Genomic DNA, 26,018 nt, shown 5'->3' on the forward strand with positions numbered 1-26,018 from the left:
CCGCGTCACCACGGACACCCTTGCTCTTGGCTAACCTCTACTTCTGTCTTCGGGGTTCGGGACTCGCACCCTATAGTTCATGTGCATGCCGGGCGCACGAAAAAAGCATACTTGCACCCATAAATGCAAGTATGCTTTGATTATTATACAAATATCATCCATAAAATGACTGTGAATACAATCGTAGTTATACCCTGTAAAAGCGTCGCCATTGTTTGAGCTTTATAAGCTTGTGTTACTTCCATTCCACTATATTGCGTAACCACCCAGAAGAAACTGTCATTTACGTGAGAAACCGTCATTGCCCCAGCACCAATTGCCATTACTACCAATGCTAATGGAAGAGCACCTTCAATTCCAGCTGTTACTAACATCGGTGCTACTAATGTAGACGTTATAACAAGAGCTGTTGTTGATGAACCTTGTGCTGTTTTCAGTGCTGCTGCAATGATAAATGGAACTAGTAAGAACAGAGAACCCGTAGCTAAAGAACCAAGATCCATTTGCTGCAGCATGTCACCGACACCAGTTTCTTTAATAATTGTCCCGAATGATCCACCAGCTGCAGTAATTAATAAAATCGGAGCGGCATCCTTTAAACTATCACCAATCCAGCCAGTCAATGTTTCTTCATTCAGTTTTGGCAACAATGGGAATGCTGCAAATACACCTAGAAGCAATGCTACAATTGGGCTTCCTAAAAAGCGTAGGATCATATTAAAAGTAGCATCTGGATTTCCAACTAATGCTGCAATAGAACCGATCCCGATTAAGACAATCGGCAAAATGATCGGCAAAAATGCGCTAAATGTGGAAGGCATTTTCCCAAAAGATTTAATGACTTCTTCATAATCAAGCGCCTCTTCTTGATCTAACGGTACTTGAATTTTGGAGGCAACTTTTACAGCCCATAAATACCCGACAAATGTAGCAGGAATCGCTACTATTAAACCAACAAGAATTACTGTTCCTAAATAATCTGCTGCACCAATATTCCCAGCTGCGGCAATCGGTCCTGGCGTAGGAGGAACAAGTACATGTGTTGCATAAAGTCCTGTTGCAAGTGCAACACCCATTGAAGCAATTGTTACTTTTGCTCTTTTTGCTAATGATTTTTGTAAGCTTGATAATATAATAAATCCAGAGTCACAGAAAACCGGAATCGATACAATATAACCGATAATGGACATGGCTAATTGAGGGCGTTTCGGCCCCACAATGCGAAGTACTACTTCCGCCATACGATAAGCGGCACCTGAACGTTCTAATATTACCCCGATCATTGTCCCGGCAACGATGACGATCCCAATGCTCGTCATTAAACTGCCAAAACCAGTATTAATATTTGTTACAACGTCCAATAAAGGCATTCCCGAGGCAATTCCTACAAAGAAAGAACTTAGAATTAATGCTAAAAATGGGTGTAGCTTTAATTTTGCTGTTGCAAGTACAACAAATAATACCCCAATTAATATAATGACAAATAACATACTATATCCCCCTTAAACTAATAATTTACTAAACACTTCATATGCCCTTTGCGATAAACAGATTGATGCTTCTTGCATCGCTTTTTCGGTTGAAATGGACTCGCCCGCCACCGAATAGATGTAATTGAAATGTTCTGCTAACAGTTGCTTATCTTTTTCTTCTATACAGCCTGAAAGTAAAACTGTAGCTATTTGAGATTGTTTTGCACATTTTAGAACCCCAATTGGTGCTTTACCGTGCAAGGTCTGACTATCGGATTTTCCTTCCCCAGTAAAAACGAAATCAGCCCCTTCAATTTTCTCGCTGTACTTCATCACGTCCAAAACGAGATGTATCCCTTGATGGAACTCTCCTTGAAGGAAGGCGATTAATGCTCCACCCATTCCACCTGCTGCTCCTGCACCTTTGAATTCATGCAATCGAATTCCCTTTTCCTTCTCAACGACATTCGCAAAGTGCGTCAAAGCTTGATCGAAGTACTGAACCTCATCGGCTTTTACTCCTTTTTGAGGACCAAATACTGCTGTAGCACCGAATTCACCAACTAATGGATTATTGACATCACAGGCAATACCAAACTTTGACTCTTTGATTCTTGGATCCCAATTTGTAAAATCCAATCTCTCCACTTCATACAAGCCGTCAATGGAATTTTGTACATTACGTCCATGTTGATCGAGTAATTGAAGGCCAAGTGCTCGTAGCATACCAACACCCGCATCGTTTGTAGCACTCCCTCCAATACATATGATGAAATCCCTAAATCCTTGATCTAATGCATATTTGATCAATTGACCTGTACCAAAACTTGAGGCAATCTTTGGATTCCGCTCATTGTTATGCAACAGAGTAATACCGGATGCCGAAGCCATTTCAATCACACAAGTGGTCTGATTTCCCAGTACGCCAAAGGAGGCTTCTATTTCTCGGCCAAGAGGATCAAGTACAGTAGTTTTCGTATAGTGCCCATTTGTCGCCAAAACGAGTGTTGCCATTGTTCCTTCTCCACCGTCGGCAACAGGCAACAAAATCGTTTCAATGTCCTCATTTACTCTTTTAATCCCTTTTTCGATTGCATGTGCTGCTTCGAGTGCCGTTAATGTTCCTTTAAATGAGTCTGGACTTATTACAACTTTCATCCTCTTGCTCCTTTCATATCAAAACCGGTTGTTAATTAAGCGCTTACAATAATTATAATGAGAAACTATGGAAATTAGCATTATATTAGGTGTACAATATAACTGTATTAGTACAGTATCTTTTTTATACGGGGTGTATAAAATGTTATCCATTAAGTTAGCAGAGGAAATTGTCGATCAAACCATGCTGCGACTTCATCATAATATTAATGTGATTAGTCCAAATGGGGTTATTTTAGCTTCTGGAGACAAAGAAAGGATCGATTTGATTCATGAAGGGGCAATAGAAGTTGTGCGAACAGGCATGCCTCTATTAATAGATGATAGACTGTCTACGCAATTTCAAAACTGCAAGCCCGGCATTAACATGCCGATTAAGTTTCATGACAGAATCATCGGGGTGATTGGAATAACCGGGAATCCAAATGAATTAAATGAAATAGCCAATCTAGTGCAATTGACAACAGAAATGATGGTTCATCAAGTGCTGACGGAAAGCGAAAGTGAATGGCAACGTAAAAATAGTGATTTTATTTTTAAGGCATTAATTGAAAACGAGCCGATACACAGTGTCATCACGGAACGAATACATAAACTCCCCTTTGCCTTGAAGGAACCCTTCCAGATCATTTTACTTAAGCAGGAAGGTAATGATACGTCGAATACGCTATCTATAAACCTAGAAAACATTTTATATAAACAACCAATCCTTTTTGGACAAATGGAGCTAAATGAATACTACATTTGCTTAACAGGAGATTCTGTAAATAAAATTAAGGATATTATTACCCAACTGAGAAAACTACGAAAAAAATTAGAGTTACATATAGGGATTGGTCCTACTGTCAACTCTTTAGCAGAGCTGTCCTATGCATTTAACGGGGCGAAAACTGCCCTTGCCTTCTCGCTTGATGTTAAAAGAGATACTTTTTTTGAAGAAATAGAGGTTTATACATTACTAAAGAACAAAAATGACCATGACGTGAAAAAGTTTCTATCCAAAATACTGCTTGGGATGAGCGAAAAAATGCTGAACACATTAGAAACCTTTTTTGAAAGTGATCTTCAAATCAATCTTTGTGCCGATCGCCTGCAAATACATCGCCATACCCTCACCTATCGCTTAAACAAAATACATGAACTAACCGGCTACCATCCACAGAACTTTAAAGATGCCTTTGTATTGAAATTAGCCCTTATGCTTAGTAAGCAAAGATGAAACACCCCCCGTGCTACATTTTGAACGGGGGGTAAAAGTTCCATTCAGGGAAACCCTCATTATAAAGGCAAAGTAAAAGAACCTATTTTGCATTAAATAGATTCTTAGTATTTTATCTTTTATTTCATCTGTGTTGATCAAAAAGAATCAGATTTCCATCAGGATCTTCAATTGTAAAACTTGCAGGGCCTTCACTTGCTTCATCTGCCTCAGTCAACAAGTCAATTTCTTTTGTTTTAAGCTGTTTCTGAATTTCTCTAATATCTGTAAACGATTCAAGATTTGTTGCACTTTGATCCCATCCTGGATTGAACGTTAGTATATTCTTCTCAAACATTCCTTGGAATAAGCCAATGACGGTACTTTCATTCTTCATGATAAGCCAATTTTGGGTAATATCCCCTCCCAGGACTTGAAAGCCAAGATTCTCATAAAATGATTTTGATTTGTTAATATCTCTAACACTTAAACTTACAGAGAATGCGCCGAGTTTCATAATTTCCTCCAAACGAATTATTCATTATTTAAAAATTCCATGAATTCAGTATACATCAATATTTTTCCAAATGCATTCTTGCCCATCTAATCCTACTTGTCCTTTTTATTACTTAAGCATTGGTTTATCTCCTTCAATACGAAGGTATAGAGTTAAAGTAAAAATTTATTAGACTGGAGGAAATTACATGAACAAAAAACAAACGCAATTAGAGAATTTTAAATCTGTTGACAGCAATCAGCCCCTTACAACCAATCAAGGTCTGAAGGTTTCGGAAGATGAACATTCATTAAAAATTGGCTCTCGTGGTCCAACGATTATGGAGGATTTTCATTTCAGGGAGAAGATGACGCATTTCGACCATGAGCGTATTCCTGAGCGTGTGGTTCATGCACGAGGAACAGCGGCACACGGCGTTTTCGAGAGCTATGAAGATGCCAGTGATATCACAAAAGCTAAATTTCTCTCAGAAAAAGGGAAACAAACCCCTGTTTTTGTTCGCTTCTCTACGGTTGCTGGTTCCCGCGGTTCAGCAGACACAGTACGAGATGTTCGTGGTTTTTCCACTAAATTTTATACTGAAGAAGGAAATTATGATTTAGTCGGCAATAATATTCCTGTCTTCTTTATACAAGATGCCATTAAGTTCCCCGATTTTGTGCATGCTGTAAAACCAGAACCACATAACGAAATCCCACAAGCTCAAAGCGCCCATGATACATTCTGGGATTTTATCGCAAACAATCAAGAAAGTGCACATATGGTTATGTGGCATTTGTCCGATCGTGCCATTCCTAGAAGCTATCGTATGATGGAAGGTTTTGGCGTCAACACGTATCGTTTCGTTAATGAGGCTGGACAAGCCCACTTTGTTAAGTTCCATTGGAAGCCAAAATTAGGTGTACAGTCATTGGTTTGGGATGAAGCACAAAAAATTGCCGGAAAAGATCCAGACTTCCATCGCCGTGATCTATATGACAACATCGAGCAAGGTAATTTCCCGGAATACGAACTAGGTGTACAGCTGATTGCTCAGGAAGATGAATTCAACTTCGACTTCGATATTCTGGATCCTACGAAAATTTGGCCAGAGGAAGAAGTGCCAGTTCGTATTTTAGGAAAAATGACGTTAAATCAAAACGTTGATAATTTCTTTGCCGAAACTGAACAAGTAGCCTTCCATGTTGGACATGTTGTCCCTGGTATCGATTTTTCAAATGATCCTTTATTACAAGGTCGCTTATTCTCTTATACAGATACACAATTGATTCGCTTGGGCGGACCAAACTTCCATGAGCTGCCGATCAATCGTCCAGTATGTCCTTTCCATAATAATCAGCGTGATGGGTATGGACGTCAAACCATTAATGTCGGCCCGGTCAGCTATCATAAAAATTCGATTCAGCAAAATACACCTGCACCTGTTTCTCCAAGCGAGGGTGGCTATGAACACTATCAAGAAAAAGTAGAAGGTGTAAAGGTCCGTGCAAGAAGTCAATCCTTTAAGGATCATTTCACTCAAGCTCGAATGTTTTGGCTGAGTATGACCGATATTGAAAAAGAACATATTGTGAAAGCCGCTAGTTTTGAGGTCGGAAAAGTGGCCCGTCGTGAAATTCGACAACAAGTAGTGGAGATGTTTGCGAACATCGATGTAGCATTGGCTAACCAATTAGCTATGAACGTTGGGGTTCAACCACCAAAAATTACACAAGCTGTGGATACTAACAAAACTTCCCCTGCTGTAAGCCAGTTTGTAAATCCTATACTCTCAACTGAATCCAAAAAGGTTGCCATTATTGTGAATGAAACAACGGAGAATCTAGCCAAAATACTCCAACCATTAAATAGTCAAAAAATCTCTGTTGAACTCGTTAGCGACAAACAGCAAACAGTGCAAAACATCGTGGTTAACCATACCATGGATACAGCATCACCTGTACTTTATGACGGTATCATCGTTGCGGGTAAATTTGATGAACCAAAGGCTAAAAATAAGTTAAACCATTTTATCGAAGAGACTTATAACCATTACAAACCACTTGCCTTTTTACTTGCACCGGATACGCAAAATCCAAAGGTGAATACAGGGGATGAAGGAGTCGTCCAAACGGTAGAGTCATTCATCGAAGCATTACGTATCGGTCGCCATTGGAATCGTCCAAACGCTATTGGCTAAACAATTATGGATCAAACCAATCGTCAATCTTAGGAGGTTGAAGTCAACATGACACAAGAATCAACTAACGAACAATCCTACCCAAAGAATCCAAATTACAAGAAAGTCACACAAACCCAAGAGGTAACACTCACCGTTCCGGAACAGACCCAACAAAGTCAACCCGGAATTGAAGGCTTAATGGAACCAAGACCCATTATTGAAAATCCGGCATATCAAGGTAGCGGCAAACTGAAAGGAAAAGTTGCCCTAATAACAGGTGGCGATAGTGGTATTGGAGCAGCTACAGCAATCGCCTTTGCAAAAGAAGGTGCACATGTTGCAATTTCCTATTTTGGTGCACAAGAAGAAGAAGACGCGGAAAGAACAAAATCAAGAATCGAAGAACTCGGCCAACAATGCTTGTTGCTGCCTGGTGATTTAAGAGAGAAGCAACAGTGTTTGGATATTGTTACTAACACGGTAGAGACATTCGGCCAGCTCGACATTCTGGTTAACCATGTGGGTGTTCAATTTGAGCAGAAAGACTTCCTTAATATTTCAGATGAACAATTCGACGAAACTTTTAAAGTGAATGTATACTCTCACTTCTACACAACACGTGAAGCATTGAAGTATTTAAAATCAGGCAGTGCGATTGTCAATACGGCATCTGTTGTCGCATTTGATGGCAACGATAAATTAATGGATTATACGATGACAAAAGCTGCAAATGTTGGTATGACACGTGCACTCGCAAAGAATCTAGTCAGTAAAGGCATTCGCGTCAATGCGGTTGCCCCTGGTCGAGTGTGGACGCCGCTTATTCCAGCAAGCTTTACTGCAGAGGAAGTAACACAAGCCGGTAATCCCATGAATCGTCAAGGACAACCCTTTGAATTGGCACCTGCATATGTCTACTTGGCTTCGGATGATTCCCGTTACGTAACTGGACAAATCATTCACGTCAACGGCGGGCAAATATTTGCCTAATAAGATTAAAGAAGGATCAACTCTATGTTTTGGAGTTGGTCCTTCTTTGATTATGGCAAAAGAAAAAAGCAGGAGGCGCTTACTAACGGGTTCGGACCAAGTGGAGAAAATCGCAAATAACAATGGTTTTGGAAGTGCAATTAGCAAACTGATTAGCACTTCCTTTTTTGCTGTTGTATCAATGTTTATATCCTTTAAGGAGGTGTCTTCAATACCTCTATTCGCAACATAATTAGCAACTCCGCATTAATTTATGTGGTCTTGTTAAAATCGATGTCAAAACTGGTGTTAAATGATCGCATAATATCAAACGAAACTCTTTCTTTTAAAAGGGAAATGGAAATTTTATGCTAAAATGAATTTATAGATTGTGAAATAATGTACTTAAACAAACGAGGCAGGTTAGTTGAACAATTGGGTGGGAAATAGTGTTAAAATTAATGGGGGATATACTATTGGAATCAACTTTAGATAAAGAAATTATCCGATTAAAAAGAACATCGCAATTTGCCAATCGAGCAAGGAAATTTAAGGTCTACCTGGATAATCAATATATAAACGATATAGCAGATGGAGAGGAAATTTCCATACCTGTTAGAGCAGGAAGTCATCAATTACATCTAACGATAGATTGGGTTAAGAGTGAAAAATATGAAATAGAGTTAGCTAAAGGAGACAATATAAATTTGTTATGTGGCTCCCCTTTAAAGGGTATAATATTTTGGATTCCTTTGTTAGCCTTCGTATCGACATTCGTTCCAAAGTGGTATCTTTTTATCAAAAAAATCGATTCGGAACCTTTCTAACGAATTTCTCTTGAATAAAATTATACTTCTTCCACTAACGGGGTGTTTAAGTTTAATTAGGTTAGTTAAATATTTCATCAAAAAACGCTCAAAATTCTGAGCGTTTTTACTTGCGGTTTATAGTGCCAATTCGCAGGTGAAGTATATGCTAATTAGAATGTTTTTAGCATTTTTCTCCCCGTCAACCGAACCCATTAGGCGCTATCTCCTGCTTTTTTCATTAATTTAAATTAATTTTGTTATTCATGGGTTGTGTCATCATCAATATCATTATTGTTTGCTGGACTATCTACTGCCGGGTTGTCGCTAGTTTCACCCTCTTGGTCAGTACTGTTGTCCTCAGTATTTGTTTCTGTATTGGACTCAGTATCTGTTTCAGTATTTGTTTCCGTATTTGTTTCCGTATTTGTTTCTGTATTTGTTTCAGTGCTTCCGCCATCTTCTCCTTCGATGATGTTTACGTCGGCTTCACCATCTGTTGTGGCTGGTTCTTCTTCGTTAACATCTACCTCAACATCTTCTCCGTCTTCTGCACACCCTGCCAACATTAAGACTAGGGCTGATACAGGAATAACTGATTTCATAAACTTTTTCATATTATTCCTCCTACGATTTATTAGATTTCTCTTTTCTAGTTAATGTATACCCGCATTAAGTCAGCCTCTAAACATCTTTTCTCGAATAGGAAGACAAAAGAAAGAGGATTTGAGAGATGAAAATAGTGTTTTTAGATGCAGCTAAATTTTTCCGTTGTGGGGACTCGCATCCTCAGGCACGGCTCGACTCGAGGGTCTCTCCCATGTGCTGTTCCCCCAGGAAGTTTTACATCTGTCGTTTTCCTATTGGTCCAGAAAAACATTACTCTGTAGCGAATGGCATAGTCCGCTACACTCACCCCGGAACGATAATCAATTCTTAAATATTAATTTCTTAATATGGATTCTTCCACAGTTCCTCTTTTATAATTTAGAAATAATAAAAAAAGCAGGAATCACTAATTCCTGCTTTTTTATATTAAATGGGAAGTCAGATAGAATTATCTATCGATTGTCTCGTTTCCTTAAATCGATTGATTGTTATTCTACTGTTTCGTCCTCTCCATTTTCCATGTTGCTATCTGGACTTTCTTCTGTATTACTTTCTGTATCGGGTTCTGAATAACCATCATCTTCCTCGAGAACGTTCGCATCGGTTTCATCATTAGTTGGTATTTCTTCGCTAGCATCAGTTTCATCATTAGTTGGTGCTTCTTGGTTAGCATCGGTTTCATCATCAGTTTCTTGTATATCTTCTATATCGGGTTCAACATTAGTTGCTGGTACTTCTTCTGTGTCTTCTGCACACCCTGCCAACATTAAAAGAAGCGCTGATGCCGGAACAACTGATTTCCACAATTTTTTCATATTTATTCCTCCTGCAATACCATATTATTATCTTTCATAGTTATTACATACCCTTATTCACTTGGCTTCCAAACATTCTCTCAAAATAGAAAAACAAAGAAAAGAGCAACAGTCGTTCGTTGCTCTTCCCTTTGTTTAAGCCATTATTGAAATGTTAAAAAGGAATAATTCCCAATAGTACACTTACAACAATCATGACAATGGTTGAACCGAATGCCCATTTCAAGAAGATGCGTTGGAATTTCCCGAAATCTTCTCCCACCATTCCTACTAAAAGATACGTAGATGGAACCAATGGACTTAGTAGGTGCACCGGTAATCCTAAAAGTGACGCTCTTCCAATTAGAGCTGGGTCAATCCCGTACACTGCTCCTGCCTTGGCAAGCAGCGGCAGTACGCCATAGTAAAAGGCATCATTGGACATAAAGAAAGTAAATGGTGCACTAAGAAGCGCTGTAATAACAGCAAAGTGAGAACCCATTGCATCCGGGATATAATGAATAACAGAATCCGCCATCGCATCTACCATTGCAGTCCCTGAAAGAATTCCTGTAAAAATCCCTGCAGCAAAAACCATTGAAACAACAGATAAAGCGTTATCGGCATAATTTGCCACACGTTCTTTTTGATCTTTAATTTTTGGATAGTTTACCGTAATAGCGATTGCAAACCCAAGCATAAATAATGCAACTGGTGGCAATAGCTCTGAAATTAGCGCTACTAAAAGTGCAATTGTTAATGCATAGTTAAAGATAATCAGTTTTGGACGTTTCAGAGTGTCATCTTCTGTAGTAGCAGCCAGCTGAGCCATCGCTTGGAAATCCACTTCGATTATGCCAATACGCTTTCTTTCTTGTCTACCCAGCATAAATGCCATAAGTATTACAAAAAGTGCCCCACCAATCATTGCAGGAATCACCGGAGTGAAAACTTCGGACATTTCAAGATTTAAAGCTGACATTACCCTTGCTGTAGGACCGCCCCACGGCAGAAGATTCATTACACCTGAAGCTGACACTGCAATACCTGCCAAAACAATCGGCTTCATGCCAATTCTTTTATAGAGTGGCAGCATGGCTGAAATGGTAATCATATAAGTTGTTGTACCATCACCATCTAAAGAAATCATAAGTGCTAAAATTGCTGTCCCGATCGCAATTTTAACCGGATCCCCTTTAACAATTTTAAGAATGGTCTTAATGACAGGATCGAATACGCCTGCATCGATCAAAGTACCAAAGTATAGAATAGCAAACAAAATCATAATACCTGTTGGAGCCACGCTTTTTATGCCATCAAGCATCATTGGTCCAATTTCAGTTCCAAATCCACCAATGACTGCAAAGATGATCGGTATCATTATTAAAGCAATCATAGCCGATAACCGACCTGACATAATCAATATCATAAATGTTAGTATCATTAAAAATCCTAATAAAGCAAGCATCTGTCTCTCATCCCCCAAATCAATTATGTATGAAATCTTTATTGTTTTCCCCGTACATCCATATTAAAATAGAAATCGATATTTGTAAGCGATTGCAAAATATTGTTTTTTAAAAACATTTTGAAAGTTTTGTTCATTGTGTTCACGAAAATTTCTCCATGTAATTAGGCTTGCAAAAAAAGCGGACACTCTATTTTTAGAGTGCCCGCTAAAAAGCTGCATTATTTTCTCTACTGGGGGAATGGAGCTTGCTATAAAGTACCCTTATAGTTTGTAGTATCTTCTTTCCGGCCTACCTACCACACCATAGACTACTTCCGCCTTACATTCTTTAACCGTAATCAAATATTCAAGATAGCGTCTCGCCGTTGTTCTTGAAGCACCAATTTGTTCACTTACTTGTTCTGCAGACATCCCCGAACTATTTGTCTCTAGAACATTTTTTACTTTGTCCAGAGTAATTTCGTCAATCCCTTTTGGCAAAACAGATTCTTTCGTGTCACGGGATATAGTCGGTTTTTTAAATAGTTGATTGACAAACTCCTGGTCCACTTCCTGTTTGGATTCAATAAGTTCGGACTTTTGAATATACTCCTCGATGGTTTGATGAAACAGTTCCATCTTTACTGGTTTTATCAAAAAATGCTCCACACCATATTGAAGTGCTGTTAGAAGTATCTCTTTATCCGCAGCAGCAGTTATCATAATAATATCGATTTGAGGAAATTGCTTCCGTATGATCGGCAGCAATTCTGTACCTAGTTGGTCCGGCATATATACATCAAGTAAAAGTAGATCGGGATTTTTTTGCTTCAGTAAATCGATCGTTTCTTTCCCGTTTAATGCTTTCCCTACTACTTCAATTCCTTTGAAATTTCCCAAGAATTTTTCATGAATCGCAGCGACACGAAAATCATCTTCTGCTATGACTGTTTTAATGTTCACCGTTCTTCCCTCCTAACGGTTTCTTAGGAAGATACACTGTGAAAACAGTGTTTTCTTTCCCATTTTGAACTTCAATAATGCCCCCAAGTTCACTTACTGCTTTGTTCGCGTTTGAAAGTCCGTAACCTCTTGGATTTTCGCCTATTTTGGAAGTAAAGCCTCGTTCAAAAAGTTCCGGCATATCTTTATCCGAAATCCCGTACCCATTGTCGCTTACTTCAAAAATAATATCTTCGCCTAAATCCGTGGCAAAAAATTTGATGCTTGGGCTTTTCTTGCTGGCAACAGCCTCAAATGCATTATCAATTATATTACCTAAAATAAGCGTTAGTTGCGAAAGATTGATATGCTCCGGCAGCTTATCGATATAGCTTTCTGAATCGATTTCAAATACAATCTTCTTTTCGGATGCCTTCCCTAATTTTCCTAATAGAATGACTTGAACTTTCGTATCCTTAATTTGCTTGAAGACAATCTGATTTTGAAATTCCAATTCGGAAGTTTCACCTTGAATCATTTTGATTGCTTCGTCATACTCTCCTAATTGCAATAACCCAGATAGTGCATATAATTTATTGGTAAATTCATGAGTTTGAGCACGCAATTCTTCTGAGTATGTCTTCATTTCCGATAATGTATTGATCATTTGCTCGATTTCTGTTTTTTCACGGAATGAAGCAACGACCCCTCTGACATTTTTTTCATCTAAAATAGGGGTACAGCTGACAATAATCGTTTTCTCTTTCCAGGTCATTTCTTTATCGAACTGTGGGTGGCCTGTCTTCAATACTTCATATAACTGACTCGAAGGAAATAAACCATCGACCTTTGAATGACGAACGGAACCGCTGATCCCAAGCAATGCTTTTGCCCGCTGATTCATTGAAGTAATCATGCCTTTATTATTAATGGACAATATTCCTTCTTGCACAGAATGTAATACAGCATTTTTTTCTTTATAAAGATTGGCAATTTCGTATGGCTCTAATCCTAATGTATCTTTTCGAATACTTCTTGAGAGTAGATAGCTTCCTATGATGGATGCAATCAAAGCGAGTAGAGAAATCAGCATTTCTTTAGAGACAATTTTAAAGATTTGTTTTTCAATATCCTCTACCAAAAACCCGACCGACACCACACCAATGATATCGCCATCTTCACTGAAAATTGGTGATTTCCCTCTCATGGACAGGCCCAATGAACCGCGAGCTTCGGATACATAATATTCGCCTTCTTCAATGGCTCTTATATTGTCGCCACCGATCATTTTCCTGCCGATTTCGGATTCCTTTGGATGAGAATAGCGAATCCCTTGCGTATTTCCGATTACGATAAATTCCGCCCCTGTTTTCTGACGGATTTTCTCCACAATTGGTTGAATGCGCTCCGAGGGGTCTTCCAACTCAAATGCCTCGATAATAGACGGCATGAGAGAAATGGATTTTGATATTTCTAGAGCTAAGCGACCTCGTTCTTCTTCAATTTGCTTCCCATTCATATGAGTATAATAGGACGTTAAGAGAAGAATCAGTAAAAAGCTAAGTGATAAAGTTAGCCCTAAAATCTTTTTATGTAGTGATACTTTTACCATAAACAGCAACCTTTTTATGTTCATTTCTCTTTATTCTATCGATATATAAATTTTCTATCAAATTTTTTTCATATATTTTTAACGAGCGACCCTTATTTAATGGTAATTTTACAACCGCCCTTACTGTCTGCACCTATCAACTTAACCGAATACTTGTTGCTTAATGCTTCAAAGCTGAATTCACCTTCATCACTGGAACTAAAGCTTTTTGAAAAGCATTCTCCCTTCATGCTTCTCAACTCAATCGTTAACGTTCCTCTTTCTACCATAACCGAATATTTCATAGAAGCGATGCCCTTTGCTCAAATCAAAATAATAATATTCAAACCCATCAAATTTCTTATAAGATACTTCAACATGGTCTTCGGACCGCTTCATGATATATTTGCCGTAAGTAGTAGTAATAAGACGAATAATTCCCTTTTTATAAAGTACAGCAACTATAATAATTAACACAGCAAGCATGATGAGATCTTCCATATACACGTCCATCCTTTTCGTTATCTCTTGTAATTATACGATACCTCAAGATGCCCCTCTTTAGGAATACGTATAAAAGAGAAAACTATATAGCAAACTGCAATAGCTTTCAAACACGGAAGTGACTAGGAGAAAAGCCAGGCAAACGAATAAATAGCTTTTATTAGGTCAACTGGTGTTGGCAATTATTGAACATAACAAAAAGACTGGATTACGATTGAATCCAGCCCGATTTAGTATTGAATTTGAGATAATCCAGAAATTATTATTCAATCAAGGTTAAATTGAGCGATACGATAATCCCTTTAAATTAATGATGATGCTGATGAATCTCTTCTGTTTCTGGATCGACTTCATCTGACACAAAAATAGCATCTGCAACCAGAGAAGCACCTAATAAAAATAACGCCAAAGCAGCAGTTGTAAGAACTTTTAGTGGAATAGCTCTAATGAAGTTTGGATATTCCTCTTTATTCCATAATCCGATAGCCATGACACAACTGAGGATATAAATCACCGTAAAAAAAGTGATGCCTAATAATTCATAGTTTGTTGTCATTAAGCTAAACATGGCGCCCATCATTGCTCCCATGAATAATGCACCCAACGATTCAATAAACACTCTTGATGATAATTTATATACCATTATCACTACGAATGCAAAACTCAAAATCATAGATATAATGGTGGATAAAACCATATCTGGTATCCATATAGCAACAACAATTCCTACTAGCAAGCTTTTTGTCATTGCAACAAACATAGCTAGGCAACTTGAGATATGACTTTCAGCTAATTGTTTTCTGAATATAGAACCTGTTAAAAAGGACAATGCCACCACAATCATCAAACTCACAATCGTTAAAATAGGATCACTCCATTCATTAACTTTTGATTTTCGAACAAATTGTTAATTAAACCTATTTTCCTCAGTGTGTTTACTCATTTTCAGCATTATACGTCACATGTTTTTAACAATTAATAGGATTACGCCCCTCTCACCTTGTTGTATTTTGGGGAATTTTGCTACTTTAATCTATATTCAACTAGTTCTTTTTCTATGAATACCTGCATAAGGTACCCTCATTTGAATATCATTTATTTTCTTTATTAAAATGATGCCTATTTGAGTTAATATGATTCCATAAGAAAAAGGTGTACCCTAATGCACGCAACACCTTTTTGCCTATCTATTTAGCAACAATCCGCCTTATAGTTGACGGCATCATCAGGAACTCTACCCAGCATATTAAAAGTCCAAACTCCGTCGGTGATAAACCTTTTCTGCAATCCATGTTACGCTTGTAATTTTATCAGTATCAATTATTCAAAACAGAGGTACACCTCTTTAATAACAATCCTTTATAATCACTTTCTGACTTTTTACAGATTATCATCTTTTGGATTAAATCAATTTAATAAATAAACCCCGAATAAACTTTAAAAGTTTTTCGGGGTAAGTACAATTTACTATAAGATTTTTCTTTATTCAGTAAAGATTACTATCGGTTTTCGCGATTGTTCGCATCTTGGTTGCGATTACGATCGAAGTTTGCTTCGTTAGCAAATTCCTCGCGATTGTTTGCATCCTGATTGTTGTTGCGATTGAAATTTGCTTCGTTAGCAAACTCTTCACGGTTATTGCGGTTGTTTAGATCATTGTCTTGACGATTGTTTCTTTGGTTTTGGTTGTTGTTGTTGTTATTATTGTTTTGTGACATTTCTACTCACCTCCACCAGATTATTATTAGCATTTATTAAACTCTTATACATAGTGCGGTAGTTATAAATTTCGAAGTAAATTAGATGTAATTTCCTTTAAAATAATCCAAGGCACTTCCACCATTTGTCCTTTCTTCGACATTCTGGAATCAATCCATAGTATCTTTTTTCTTCGTTAATTGGTCCTTATCTTTTGTTCCTGGCGGTTGCTCTAGCCATGCATGATCAATCAAGATATCAAACCCATCTTTTGCATATTGAGCGACTTCAGCAGATAAACGTTCATAGTTAAGAATGAGATCACTTCTTTGGCTTGCAGCTGCTGCCATTGCGTAATTTCCTATTCCCGATGAGTTTAATAAAGATATTAGAAACATAGTTAACTTGTCCGAAAAAGGCGGTTCGGTGGAATCTGTTATACATATGTCTGATGAAGCAGGGGACTGTATATCGTTCTCAAGTAAAACTTTTGCAAGTACTTGAATGTGTTTCTGTGCAATATCCTTTCCTCTTAACATCCATTTTCGAATCTTCTCTATTGATGAACCTTGGGCAAAGCTTTGGGCAATTTTAGTCCCTATAAGATTCGTTTGAATGTTAATGAATAAATGAGCTATTTCGACCATGTTTAAAGGGCGTTTATTGCTAAAAGGATTTAATCCACTTAAATATTTTTTGGAGTCTACATAGTCTGTTTCGGTTGGATAGGCTACATAAGGAGCTCTTGTAAATAATCCTTTTGAAAGAAGAATACTTGAACTTCTTTCATATAATTTTGATGATTCATTCAGACCTTCAATGAAATAATTTCTTATATCATCCCTAGCACTCATAGAAGTAAATCCGCTGAAAGCAAGCATACCAATTTTAGCCATATGATGTATATAATTTAGCATAAACTGATCTGTATACATACGTGGAGCGTTCATATTAACATCCTCGTCAGTAAAGCCGGCCGGTGTTGGGATTTCTTCCTTTTGAAATATGCTCATTAATTTTTGGATATGCGTAGTTGAAAGATCGTAAGCAAACTGTACGACTGATTTGATTTCATTATCTTCTACATGTTTCAAGAAATAACCCAAGACACACTTAGACATACTATCATTCATATAGTTAGTCCATATTGACCCAATTTCACTGGATGTAAGCTTTGTTAGATGTTCAGTCATAAATCGCTGTCCTCCAAGCAGTATTTTTATTGTATACATCTATTCTTTGCAAAGAATCACAATTTATTACTGATTGTCATGTACGTATTTTATTACTCTCCTAATTAAATTATATTTCCCTTAAATTCAAGGACATTTCTTCACAAAATCTGCTATAAGATTTAAAATAAGCATTCAATAACTACAAAAGATCGAGTAGATTGTTGTTTAATAACAATATTGATATAATAAATTGCAATGGGAAATAATGGAGGGATTGGGCTTGCGAAACATTATTAAATCTATAATGAACAAGGTGAGTTCATTAAAATCAGTATTTATGTTATGGTGGGCATTTCAATAGTTTTAGCTGGATATGGCGTTGGTCGTATAGTCGGAACGGTATTATTTCAACATTCAAGCCCTCCTTTTATTTCAACAATCCAATATGCGATTCTGATACACTGCCATTGGCATCTGTTTGACAAGTTCATCAATTGCTATTATTTTGCAATAGCAAGAAAAAGTTCCTCCCCTTCAAATCGTAATTTTTAAAGTAAGCAATACAACTTTTAAAATGATGATTAAAAAAGACACAATTCTTTGTACAAGAATTGCGCCCCATTGTTAAATTGAACTTAGCTTGTTTAGTGTAGTTCTTTTATCAGCTAAGAAATTATTTTGTGCTAGTGAATCCACCATCAATACGAATAACTTCACCATTGATATATTCAGCTTTAGATGTTAACAGGAAAGTAACAAGTTCAGCTACTTCTTCCGGTGTACCTAAGCGTTTTTGCGGGATACCGCCCGTAGCATTTGCTTTCATCTCTGGGTTAGCTTCGTAGAAAGCTCTTACCATCGGTGTTTCAGTCGGACCCGGTGCAATGGCATTGACACGCAAGCCATCTTTTGCGTATTCAGCAACCATACTTCTTGTTAAACCAACAATACCATGTTTTGTAGCAGAATATGTTACAACGGAATCCTGACCAATCACACCAGCACTGGAAGCTGTATTGACGATTGAACCTCCACCGTTCTTCAACATTACCTCAGCTACATAACGCACACCGTATAATGCACCAAGAAGGTTGATACCTACAATTTGGTTAATTTCCTCGATTGTTGTATCTAAATAAAATTTACCGCTGCCTGAAATTCCAGCATTATTAAAGAAGAAATCAATAGAACCAAAACGTTCCACTGTTTGATCAACATAACTTTTCACTTCTTCCGGTTTTGACACATCCGCTTTAATGAAGATTGCATCAACCCCTTCAGCTTTTACTTTTTCGACAGTTTCATTTCCGCCTTTTTCACTTACATCTACAACCGCAATATTGATGCCTTCTTGAGCCATACGGATGGCAGTTGCTTGACCAAGTCCGCTGCCCCCGCCTGTAATAATCGCTACTTTACTCAAATAAATCCCTCCACAATCAGATAAAAAAATTAGATAAAGTCAACATGTAAATTCTTTTAATAAAATAAAAATTCACACGAACAATATATATATCAATTTCCCTATTCTTTCAAAAAATAAAACCTTAAAACAATAATATTTATTATTTTTGCTTGTTTTGCATTAAATTTATTCTTATCGAATTGTTTTTTACCGGTGGGCGAAAAATATGATGCTTATGCTCAATATTTTCTTGGACAAAGTTATCTTAAAACATTAATAATTGACCCTAAAGTTAACGTTGGTGTTGGGAATGTAACCTTTGAACCAGGTTGCAGACATAACTGGCCTATTCATCATGATGGATTCCAACTTTTATTAGTAACAGGTGGCGAAGGTTGGTACCAAGAACAAGGAAAACCTGCTCAATTTTTAAAAGCTGGAGATGTTATTGTTACTCATGATGGTGTAAAACACTGGCATGGAGCTACAAAAGACAGCTGGTTTCAACACATTGCAATTACTGCAGGTACGCCGGAGTGGCTAGAACCTGTTGATGATGAAACTTATAATAAACTATAAAACAAATGCATCGAATCGATTGATTCGATGCATTTGTTCTATTTAGTAGGTTGACTCTTCCAAGCTTCACCTAACTTGCGCCCGATTGCCGAAGATCATTGTATCCAGTTCAGGATCCTCGCTACAATCTACTTCTGTAACGGATATAAGGTTTATTATCAAGTGCAGCGTTACCGCTCTCCATAACTGAAGCAGTTTATTTTTATAGCGATAATTGCAAGAAAGTATTGGTATAAACCTATTTTTTAATAACCCAATTCACCCGGAATTTTACTGGTAGCAGCGTCATTGGTCTTCGGGATGGAAGCATCTTCATTATAAGAACCGTTGCTTTGTCCATTATTGGCATTTATCACTTCTTCTCCAGCTTCTTTCACTTTTCCACCGATATCCTTTATATCAGAAGTGACTTCTTTGGCAATGGAAAGAATATCACCTGACTCTTCCTTTACCTGAGTAACTGGCCCAACAATGTTCTCGTTTACTTTTTCATAAAGGTTTTGAGCGTCGCTGATTGCATCTTTCAGAACGGAAGAAGCAGATTTTAGTCGCTCTTGTAAATCGTTTTTCACTTCTGTGGGATTGTTTTTGACTTGGCTGTACATCTCCATTGTAGAATCCTTCATGTTTTTTGTTGTGGAAGTTACTTTGTTTCTTGTGTTTGAATCAAGCATTGCTATGGCACCACCAATAACAGCCCCGATTACAACACCCTTTAAAAACTTTCCATTTTTTTCATTTTCAGTAGTTGTCAATTCATTGTTATAAGTAGCAGTTTGTGTCATAAATAATTCCTCCTATTTGTTTTTGAATTTATTACCTTACTCCTTAGGTGCCCGATATTTTTTTCATTTAAACTTTTTGAGCAAATTCTTTTTTACCAGCTATTCAAAAGTCTCCCCGAATGAAGAAAAAAACATGGCGACTGCTTTCCCGCCATGCTACCTTTTTATATAAAGTATAGTTAGCAGAACAAGTAAAGCGCTGCTCAAAATTTGCCAGTACATTCCTTTCGTTTCAGTACTTTTTCCTATTTTTATATTCAATCTTATTTTATCTCCGCCACAATTTATAATTTATATATCATTACAATCATTTACCTTACCGATGACATATAGCGGTTATATAGATTAGAGCATTCCTTCATACAATCCAAATATATATTTCTTATTTCCTAATTCGGACTTTGTATGAGGTCTCTTTTTAAGAAAGACTTCTACTCAATCACCACCGGGAGGCGAGGCATCGTAAGATTTTTTACTACTTGCATTATAATTACGGCGTCTTTGCTGTCTGATTTTTTCATATTTACGTTCCGTTGGGTTCATTCGCTGCCATCTAATCCAGTGATACACTTTCGAAATAATTTTCACCAGCAACATATAAGCAAAAATAATAACCATTACTCCAAAGAAACTACTAAATAGAGATTCCATCAATTTAACCTCCTCTAATAAAACTTTTCATCAACCAGGCAAGAGTTTTCATAAAGCTTTTATAAAAAAACTAGTTTATTTGTTTGTTTAATTCTTTTGTAACTATAATAAAACGTTTATTTGAATTTCTCTTTAAATTGCGATTAGAAAGATCAAGTAGTTTGTTATGCTTTCAAAAAGACCGCCAAAATATAACAATAAAGTTTTTGAAAAGCCAAGTTTTACTCAATAATAGCGCCCGATAGTCGAAGTTCGTTATTAAACTAAAGAATTCCGTTTAGATCTTGCAGATTAGTTGCTAAGCTACAATTAAAACAAAATCAACCGCCTCAGTTTTCGACATTTGAATCTTCTTCTACTTGTCCGAAACCGTGTAACAAAGCGCCTTGTTAACCTATTAATAATAGTATATTCCAAGATTAGCTTTATTACAGTAGTAGATACTAAATGAAAAAAATAAAAAAATCCGAAAGGCTGCACATTTTCAACCTCTTTCCATTTTTCTAATACCTATTGAAATTTCCCAAAGACCCTAGTGCCACTACCATTTTCTTAAAAATTTCCAGCCGCCATGCAAGTTATCGCTGTTTAACTTTGCTTGTTTACGGGAACTCAAAGTACAAGAGTATTGGAGGAATTTCAATGAAAAAAGTTCAGAAGAAATGGAACAGCTGGAGTCGCAGAAATAAAGTTATAAGCGCTCTTATACTTCTTTTGATTTTGCTATATATAGGAGAAATGTTATGGCATACATATAAACCGCTGCCGGAAGGAATTTCCTATGAAGGAGACTTGCATAGAACAGACAATATTGAAATGCTAACGGATTTAACTTATGCGCAAGACCAGGAAGGGACCAATCGGAAACATGAGAATCATATATTTGATGAAGTTTATACGTTGATTGATGAAGCCGAACAGTTTGTGGTGGTGGATTTCTTTTTGATGGATGGGTATTTCGATGAAAAAGAAGATTTCCCGCCAATCGCGAATATCCTCTCTGACAAGCTTGCCGAGAAAAAGAAAAACAATCCCGATATGCCGGTTGTTTTCATCACCGATCCGCTCAATAAGGGCTATGGCTCCTATGAAACCCCGTGGTTCAAGAAGATGCGTGAAGCCGGGGTAGAAATTGTTTACACCGATTTAGAGCAGCTGCGGGATTCTACGCCGATTTATTCAGGCTTATACCGATTAATTTTTCAATGGTTCGACCACGATGACAAGGGATGGATTGCCAACGCCATGTCAAGCAAAGCGCCAAAAATGACCGTATCTTCCTATTTGGAACTGCTCAACGTGAAAGCCAACCACCGCAAAGCGGCCGTTTCGGAAAAGGAAGCGATTATCACATCATCAAACCCGCATGATGCAAGTGGCTTCCACGGAAATCTTGGTTTGAAAGTAACGGGGCCCGTCATAAACGATATTCTGGAGGCGGAAGAAGCGGTGTCGCTCATGTCGGATGGTCCGAAATTGCCGAGGGCTGATATGCCCCAGCAAGGTGACGGCCAGTATGCTGTACAATATTTGACCGAGAAGAAAATTTTGGACGCCTTGCTTGATGATCTAGCGAATACAAAAGCAGGAGATAAAATTTGGATTGGCATGTACTTTATTGCTCAGCGCGCCATTGTCAACACCTTAACAGATGCAGCAAATCGGGGCGTGCAGGTGAATATGATTCTAGACCCAAATGAAAACTCATTCGGCCAGGAAAAGTCAGGTCTGCCGAATCGACCGGTTGTGAACGAGCTGCTTGAGGATACAAATGAACAAATCAACATTCGCTGGTACAACACCGTCGTCGGCCAATACCATACAAAAGCCATCTGGATTCAAACAGCGGAACAAACAATCATTTCAAGCGGTTCTGCCAACTATACGGAACGAACATTGGAGAATTACAACCTGGAAAATAACGTACGCATCCTCGCTCCAAATGATAGCGCGCTCGCCTTGGATATGGAACGACATTTTGAACGGCTTTGGAAGAATGAAGATGCCCTCTACACCCTTGATGCGGAAGAATATCAGGATAACCTCTCCTGGTGGCAACGCTGGATTTACACGGCTCAAAAAGCAGCCAAGGTAACCACTTATTAACGGAAAAAAGGAGATGCCTCCTATATGAATGTGGCATCTCCTTTTTATTTAGGCCTTCTTTTCATTAAAACACGCTTAATTGATACTGCTCAGATAAACTTTGAAAAAATGCATAGCTGCTGCACTGTTGCCCACCTCGTCAATCATTGGGCTAAATACGCCGCTTCCAATTGTTCCTTCTAGATGCTCGATTTCCCCTTTTTTATCAAGCCAACAAAACCAATCGTGGAGCGAAGTCAAAATGTACACTTGTGTTAAAAGAAGCTGTTCAAGAAAATTTGGGTGAAACTTGGTCGCCGGAGCAGATTGTCGGCTGTTTATTTTGCGGGAAACTAAGTTTCAAAGCCATCTATCGCTGGATTTATGAAGGCTTATTAGAGGTACCATGAACAGTACTACGCCAAAAAGGAAAACGACAAAAACCACAAGAAACAAGGGGCCGTTTCAATATTGGCATCCCCATTTCAAAGCGTCCTAAAGAAGTCCGTAAAGTGAAACATTTGGTCACTGGGAGTTAGATACGGTTGTGTCTAGCCGTGGTCAGTCAAAAGGCTGTGTGGCTACTTGTATTGAACGCAAAACACGCTGGTATAAAGGAATTCTCATTTCAGATTGTTCAGCTAAATCAATGGAAGCAGCGGTGAAACTTTTGCACGTAGAGTTGCCAAAAGGAGCCATCCAAACCGCTACAACAGATCGCGGAAAAGAATTCAGCTGTTACAAGGAGCTTGAAAAGGATTTAAATATCCAAGTGTATTTCGCAGATGCATATTCATCTTGGCAACGTGGTAGTAACGAAAATGGAAATGGCTTACAACGGGAATTCTCTCCTAAGAAAACTAATTTTGATCATGTAACAATTGAAGAATTGGGACAAGCACTGAACTTAATCAACCATCGCCCAAGGAAATACCTTGGATGGAAAACTGCACACGAGACGTTTCAAGAAGAACTGTTGCACTTAATTTGACAAATTAACACAAACAAAAAAGACCCTACAGATGTAGAGTCTTTCTAGTTATTTTTAAGCTTTTTGAACGTTTGTAGCTTGTGGGCCACGTTGTCCTTGTTCAATTTCAAACGTTACACTTTGACCTTCGTCTAAAGATTTGAAACCTTCGCTTTGGATTGCTGAGAAATGTACGAATACGTCCTCGCCAGCTTCTTGCTCGATAAATCCGAAACCTTTTTCTGCATTAAACCATTTAACTTTACCTTGTACCATAATTGTTGCCTCCTCGTGCGAATCTCCGCACATTGTGTTACTATCCCTGCTCAAATACCTTAGACGAAAAACAAAATTCTATTCTCAATCTGAGAAAGAACAAAAATAATTCTTTATTATCATAACAGATATATGATGTAATAGCAATACGCGACTAACAATTCTAATAAAAGTATCAAAACTGTTTCAATTTACTTTTGAAATCCCTTCTCTGTTCAACGATTTGGCCCTTAATGGAAAACAAACGAGCGCTGAATCTTATTACAGAAGGTATGACCCCTTAAAGTTAGAGTTTTTATTATGCAGCTAATTGGCTAGCCTGTTTTCGGTAATTTACCGGACTCATGCCGGCCAGTTTTGTTTAATACGAACATTATTATAATAATTGTCTTAACGGATAATCCGTTACGCCCAAACTCTTTATAAGCACGTACCCATCTCCTTAACGGAGAATCACCTATACCATATTTCTTCGTTATCGCTCGATATCCTAGAGAGCCACTTAGGTATTATTGAACCACCATCAATTTAAATTCTTCACTATATTTAGTCATAAAAAATCACCCCAAAAGTTAGTTTTTTACTCTAACTGTTTGGGGTGCAGTACCTTCCTATTCAAGAATTGCGCCCGATTGTGGAGTAACGATATGTACACTTTAGATAACAACTATTTATGAAGAAAAATCATCAATAATTTCTGCGACTTCAATCTTTCCATTTATCAATATTTCAGGAATCTCGTTACTTTTATTGTCACTCCAATATTCTCTTGCCTGGTCAATTTTTTTAGAGAAAGAAATTCCATCTTCTTTTGGCAATAGAACTTCATCCCCTTCAAAATAGTTTCCAACCACTTTTAGTTTCACAATCTGTAATACCTTACGATTGAAAGAATCAAATATTTTTTTCCATTTCAGTACATCTTCATAGGTTTTAGCAGCGTATAAGCAGGATAATCTTGAAGGGTAATGAGGAAATTCTTTTAGTCGAACCATTTCTACAATTACTTCTCTTATAGCTCTGGTGGTTTGGCCTAAATATTTAATAACTACATCTGCATTGGCTTTATCTAAATTTAAACCTTCATTTGTGTAATGATTCTGTAAAATTTGAGTAAAATCTTCACCCTTAGAATTTACTTGTTCATTTTCAAAAAAGAATCGATATAAAGTGTTATATTGATTCTCGTCAAAATGGATTATCTGCCCAAGCCTCATTTTATTCCTAGTAACAATGTGATAAACAAAAAATTGGTCTTCTCCCATAGTTAATCTCCCAAATAAAATAAATATATTTTCACTGCTTTATTCAGCTAATTTAATCTTTAATTTAAGATTATTGATTTAAAATATATTTACATATTAACATAAATATCCAGTTTATCTAATGGTCCTATAACGGAAAAACGCGATCTTCTTATTGAAGAATCGCGCCCGATTATTGAAAAACATTATTAAATAAGTCCTCGTAGTGTAAGTGTAAACCTACACAATGTCTTACCTGTTCAAAAATAGCCCTAAGTTATAGATAATAAATACACTAACTATTAGAAAGATAAGTGAGGTCATATATTGTTTTGAATTCTTCAGGTACTTCCACCTCTGTACTGACTGAAAACAAAAGATAAACTAAATAATCCAAATAATGTTTAGTTTTGAATTTTGTAAGACTTTATTCTTCTCCAATACTCATTGCTAACAGTAATAGATAAGTACACACCAAAACAAATACATTTGCAATCAAACCGATTATACCGATACTCTTATATTTGGACATCACCCAAGAAAATAACGCAAGAAGAATACCAAAGATTGACAAAATACTAAATATTGTAATTTTAGGATAGACATCAGCATTAGGACCTCTTGATACATAAAACACAATAACACTTATTACTGCCGCTAATATTGATGTAATACCAAAGATGATACCTATCTTTCCTTTATTCAAAGCCAAAATGAATCCCTCCAATTTATAGGGTGTATCTATTCGCATCGATAAATAATTTTTTATAACTGGGCTCCTCTTGTAACATAAAGTACATTACATCAATCTCAATTTAATTTTAACATAATTAACCATATTATTTATTTTCGTTATTCAACAATATGGCCCGATTGCTGAAGAAGGCACAATTCCTTTTCAAGAATTGCGCCCTATTGTGTGTAATAAGCTAATCAAAGAATTGTTTACGCTCCTTTATAAATTTAATTAGGATAAAAG

At 37.3% G+C, this 26,018-nt stretch carries 24 protein-coding genes and 2 pseudogenes; 7 read left to right on the forward strand and 19 right to left on the reverse strand.

Features of this window, described 5'->3' with window-relative positions:
* Positions 1–143: 143 nt before the first annotated feature.
* Positions 144–1,490: a GntP family permease gene (locus tag ACFQU5_RS19260; RefSeq protein WP_390291695.1), complete on the reverse strand. Its 1,347-nt coding sequence runs from the start codon at positions 1,488–1,490 to the stop codon at positions 144–146.
* Between the two features lie 12 nt (positions 1,491–1,502).
* Entirely contained in the window at positions 1,503–2,630 is a 1,128-nt protein-coding gene (locus ACFQU5_RS19265) for a glycerate kinase (RefSeq protein WP_390291697.1), read from the reverse strand.
* Positions 2,631–2,772: 142 nt separating this feature from the next.
* On the opposite strand from ACFQU5_RS19265, the gene ACFQU5_RS19270 reads away from it, so the two are divergent.
* Entirely contained in the window at positions 2,773–3,849 is a 1,077-nt protein-coding gene (locus ACFQU5_RS19270; RefSeq protein ID WP_390291699.1) for a CdaR family transcriptional regulator, read from the forward strand.
* 124 nt (positions 3,850–3,973) lie between these two features.
* On the opposite strand, the gene ACFQU5_RS19275 is transcribed toward ACFQU5_RS19270, so the two are convergent.
* The gene (locus ACFQU5_RS19275; RefSeq protein WP_390291701.1) at positions 3,974–4,345 is read right to left on the reverse strand and encodes a VOC family protein; all 372 of its coding nucleotides are present in this window, start codon (positions 4,343–4,345) and stop codon (positions 3,974–3,976) included.
* A 187-nt stretch (positions 4,346–4,532) separates the two neighbouring features.
* On the opposite strand from ACFQU5_RS19275, the gene ACFQU5_RS19280 reads away from it, so the two are divergent.
* The 3 genes from ACFQU5_RS19280 (at position 4,533) to ACFQU5_RS19290 (ending at position 8,302) form a co-directional block, all read left to right on the forward strand.
* On the forward strand, positions 4,533–6,524 hold the full coding sequence (locus ACFQU5_RS19280; protein ID WP_390291703.1) for a catalase: 1,992 nt from the start codon (positions 4,533–4,535) through the stop codon (positions 6,522–6,524).
* A 48-nt stretch (positions 6,525–6,572) separates the two neighbouring features.
* Positions 6,573–7,496 carry an SDR family oxidoreductase gene (locus ACFQU5_RS19285; protein WP_390291705.1) on the forward strand — a complete coding sequence of 308 codons (924 nt, stop codon included), beginning with the start codon at positions 6,573–6,575 and terminating at the stop codon, positions 7,494–7,496.
* Positions 7,497–7,951: 455 nt separating this feature from the next.
* Positions 7,952–8,302 carry a hypothetical protein gene (locus ACFQU5_RS19290; RefSeq protein WP_390291707.1) on the forward strand — a complete coding sequence of 117 codons (351 nt, stop codon included), beginning with the start codon at positions 7,952–7,954 and terminating at the stop codon, positions 8,300–8,302.
* 239 nt (positions 8,303–8,541) lie between these two features.
* On the opposite strand, the gene ACFQU5_RS19295 is transcribed toward ACFQU5_RS19290, so the two are convergent.
* The 10 genes from ACFQU5_RS19295 to ACFQU5_RS19340 all read right to left on the reverse strand — a co-directional run bounded on the left by ACFQU5_RS19295 (position 8,542) and on the right by ACFQU5_RS19340 (position 18,467).
* Complete coding sequence (locus ACFQU5_RS19295; protein WP_390291709.1) at positions 8,542–8,898, reverse strand: hypothetical protein; 357 nt, start codon at positions 8,896–8,898, stop codon at positions 8,542–8,544.
* 480 nt (positions 8,899–9,378) lie between these two features.
* On the reverse strand, positions 9,379–9,705 hold the full coding sequence (locus tag ACFQU5_RS19300; protein ID WP_390291711.1) for a hypothetical protein: 327 nt from the start codon (positions 9,703–9,705) through the stop codon (positions 9,379–9,381).
* Positions 9,706–9,859: 154 nt separating this feature from the next.
* Positions 9,860–11,152 carry a CitMHS family transporter gene (locus ACFQU5_RS19305; protein WP_390291713.1) on the reverse strand — a complete coding sequence of 431 codons (1,293 nt, stop codon included), beginning with the start codon at positions 11,150–11,152 and terminating at the stop codon, positions 9,860–9,862.
* Positions 11,153–11,416: 264 nt separating this feature from the next.
* The gene (locus tag ACFQU5_RS19310; RefSeq protein WP_390291715.1) at positions 11,417–12,097 is read right to left on the reverse strand and encodes a response regulator; all 681 of its coding nucleotides are present in this window, start codon (positions 12,095–12,097) and stop codon (positions 11,417–11,419) included.
* Complete coding sequence (locus tag ACFQU5_RS19315; protein WP_390291717.1) at positions 12,087–13,688, reverse strand: ATP-binding protein; 1,602 nt, start codon at positions 13,686–13,688, stop codon at positions 12,087–12,089. Before ACFQU5_RS19315 ends, ACFQU5_RS19310 begins: the two co-directional genes overlap by 11 nt.
* Positions 13,689–13,928: 240 nt before the next feature.
* Positions 13,929–14,168, reverse strand: a complete 240-nt coding sequence (locus ACFQU5_RS19320; RefSeq protein WP_390291719.1) for a hypothetical protein — start codon at positions 14,166–14,168, stop codon at positions 13,929–13,931.
* Positions 14,169–14,478: 310 nt separating this feature from the next.
* A complete protein-coding gene (locus ACFQU5_RS19325; RefSeq protein WP_390291721.1) occupies positions 14,479–15,009 on the reverse strand; it encodes a hypothetical protein in 531 nt (176 codons plus the stop codon).
* 661 nt (positions 15,010–15,670) lie between these two features.
* The gene (locus ACFQU5_RS19330) at positions 15,671–15,889 is read right to left on the reverse strand and encodes a hypothetical protein (RefSeq protein ID WP_390291723.1); all 219 of its coding nucleotides are present in this window, start codon (positions 15,887–15,889) and stop codon (positions 15,671–15,673) included.
* A gap of 150 nt (positions 15,890–16,039) precedes the next feature.
* The gene (locus tag ACFQU5_RS19335) at positions 16,040–17,062 is read right to left on the reverse strand and encodes a DUF3231 family protein (protein ID WP_390291725.1); all 1,023 of its coding nucleotides are present in this window, start codon (positions 17,060–17,062) and stop codon (positions 16,040–16,042) included.
* 655 nt (positions 17,063–17,717) lie between these two features.
* Positions 17,718–18,467 (reverse strand): SDR family NAD(P)-dependent oxidoreductase, encoded by a 750-nt coding sequence (locus ACFQU5_RS19340; protein ID WP_390291727.1) that lies wholly within the window; start codon positions 18,465–18,467, stop codon positions 17,718–17,720.
* A 195-nt stretch (positions 18,468–18,662) separates the two neighbouring features.
* Between ACFQU5_RS19340 and ACFQU5_RS19345 the strand changes: the two genes are divergently transcribed.
* Positions 18,663–19,028, forward strand: a complete 366-nt coding sequence (locus tag ACFQU5_RS19345; RefSeq protein ID WP_390291729.1) for a cupin domain-containing protein — start codon at positions 18,663–18,665, stop codon at positions 19,026–19,028.
* Between the two features lie 245 nt (positions 19,029–19,273).
* On the opposite strand, the gene ACFQU5_RS19350 is transcribed toward ACFQU5_RS19345, so the two are convergent.
* Together ACFQU5_RS19350 and ACFQU5_RS19355 are read right to left on the reverse strand one after the other, a co-directional pair.
* The gene (locus tag ACFQU5_RS19350) at positions 19,274–19,813 is read right to left on the reverse strand and encodes a YtxH domain-containing protein (RefSeq protein ID WP_390291731.1); all 540 of its coding nucleotides are present in this window, start codon (positions 19,811–19,813) and stop codon (positions 19,274–19,276) included.
* A 435-nt stretch (positions 19,814–20,248) separates the two neighbouring features.
* Positions 20,249–20,467: a hypothetical protein gene (locus tag ACFQU5_RS19355; protein WP_390291733.1), complete on the reverse strand. Its 219-nt coding sequence runs from the start codon at positions 20,465–20,467 to the stop codon at positions 20,249–20,251.
* 639 nt (positions 20,468–21,106) lie between these two features.
* Between ACFQU5_RS19355 and ACFQU5_RS19360 the strand changes: the two genes are divergently transcribed.
* Positions 21,107–22,570 carry a phospholipase D family protein gene (locus ACFQU5_RS19360; RefSeq protein WP_390291735.1) on the forward strand — a complete coding sequence of 488 codons (1,464 nt, stop codon included), beginning with the start codon at positions 21,107–21,109 and terminating at the stop codon, positions 22,568–22,570.
* A 203-nt stretch (positions 22,571–22,773) separates the two neighbouring features.
* A pseudogene (locus ACFQU5_RS20325) lies at positions 22,774–23,540 on the forward strand (IS30 family transposase); the annotation flags it as partial.
* Between the two features lie 54 nt (positions 23,541–23,594).
* On the opposite strand, the gene ACFQU5_RS19375 reads toward ACFQU5_RS20325, so the two are convergent.
* The 4 genes and pseudogenes from ACFQU5_RS19375 to ACFQU5_RS19390 all read right to left on the reverse strand — a co-directional run bounded on the left by ACFQU5_RS19375 (position 23,595) and on the right by ACFQU5_RS19390 (position 25,751).
* Positions 23,595–23,795: a cold-shock protein gene (locus tag ACFQU5_RS19375; protein ID WP_390291741.1), complete on the reverse strand. Its 201-nt coding sequence runs from the start codon at positions 23,793–23,795 to the stop codon at positions 23,595–23,597.
* Positions 23,796–24,109: 314 nt separating this feature from the next.
* Positions 24,110–24,292: pseudogene (locus tag ACFQU5_RS19380) on the reverse strand (helix-turn-helix domain-containing protein); the annotation flags it as partial.
* Positions 24,293–24,466: 174 nt separating this feature from the next.
* Positions 24,467–25,060 carry a DUF2441 domain-containing protein gene (locus tag ACFQU5_RS19385; protein WP_390291743.1) on the reverse strand — a complete coding sequence of 198 codons (594 nt, stop codon included), beginning with the start codon at positions 25,058–25,060 and terminating at the stop codon, positions 24,467–24,469.
* A 406-nt stretch (positions 25,061–25,466) separates the two neighbouring features.
* Positions 25,467–25,751 (reverse strand): hypothetical protein, encoded by a 285-nt coding sequence (locus ACFQU5_RS19390; protein ID WP_390291745.1) that lies wholly within the window; start codon positions 25,749–25,751, stop codon positions 25,467–25,469.
* Positions 25,752–26,018: the final 267 nt, after the last annotated feature.

This window comes from Ureibacillus sp. GCM10028918 (genome assembly GCF_042666115.1).
In the GTDB taxonomy this organism is placed as follows: domain Bacteria; phylum Bacillota; class Bacilli; order Bacillales_A; family Planococcaceae; genus Ureibacillus.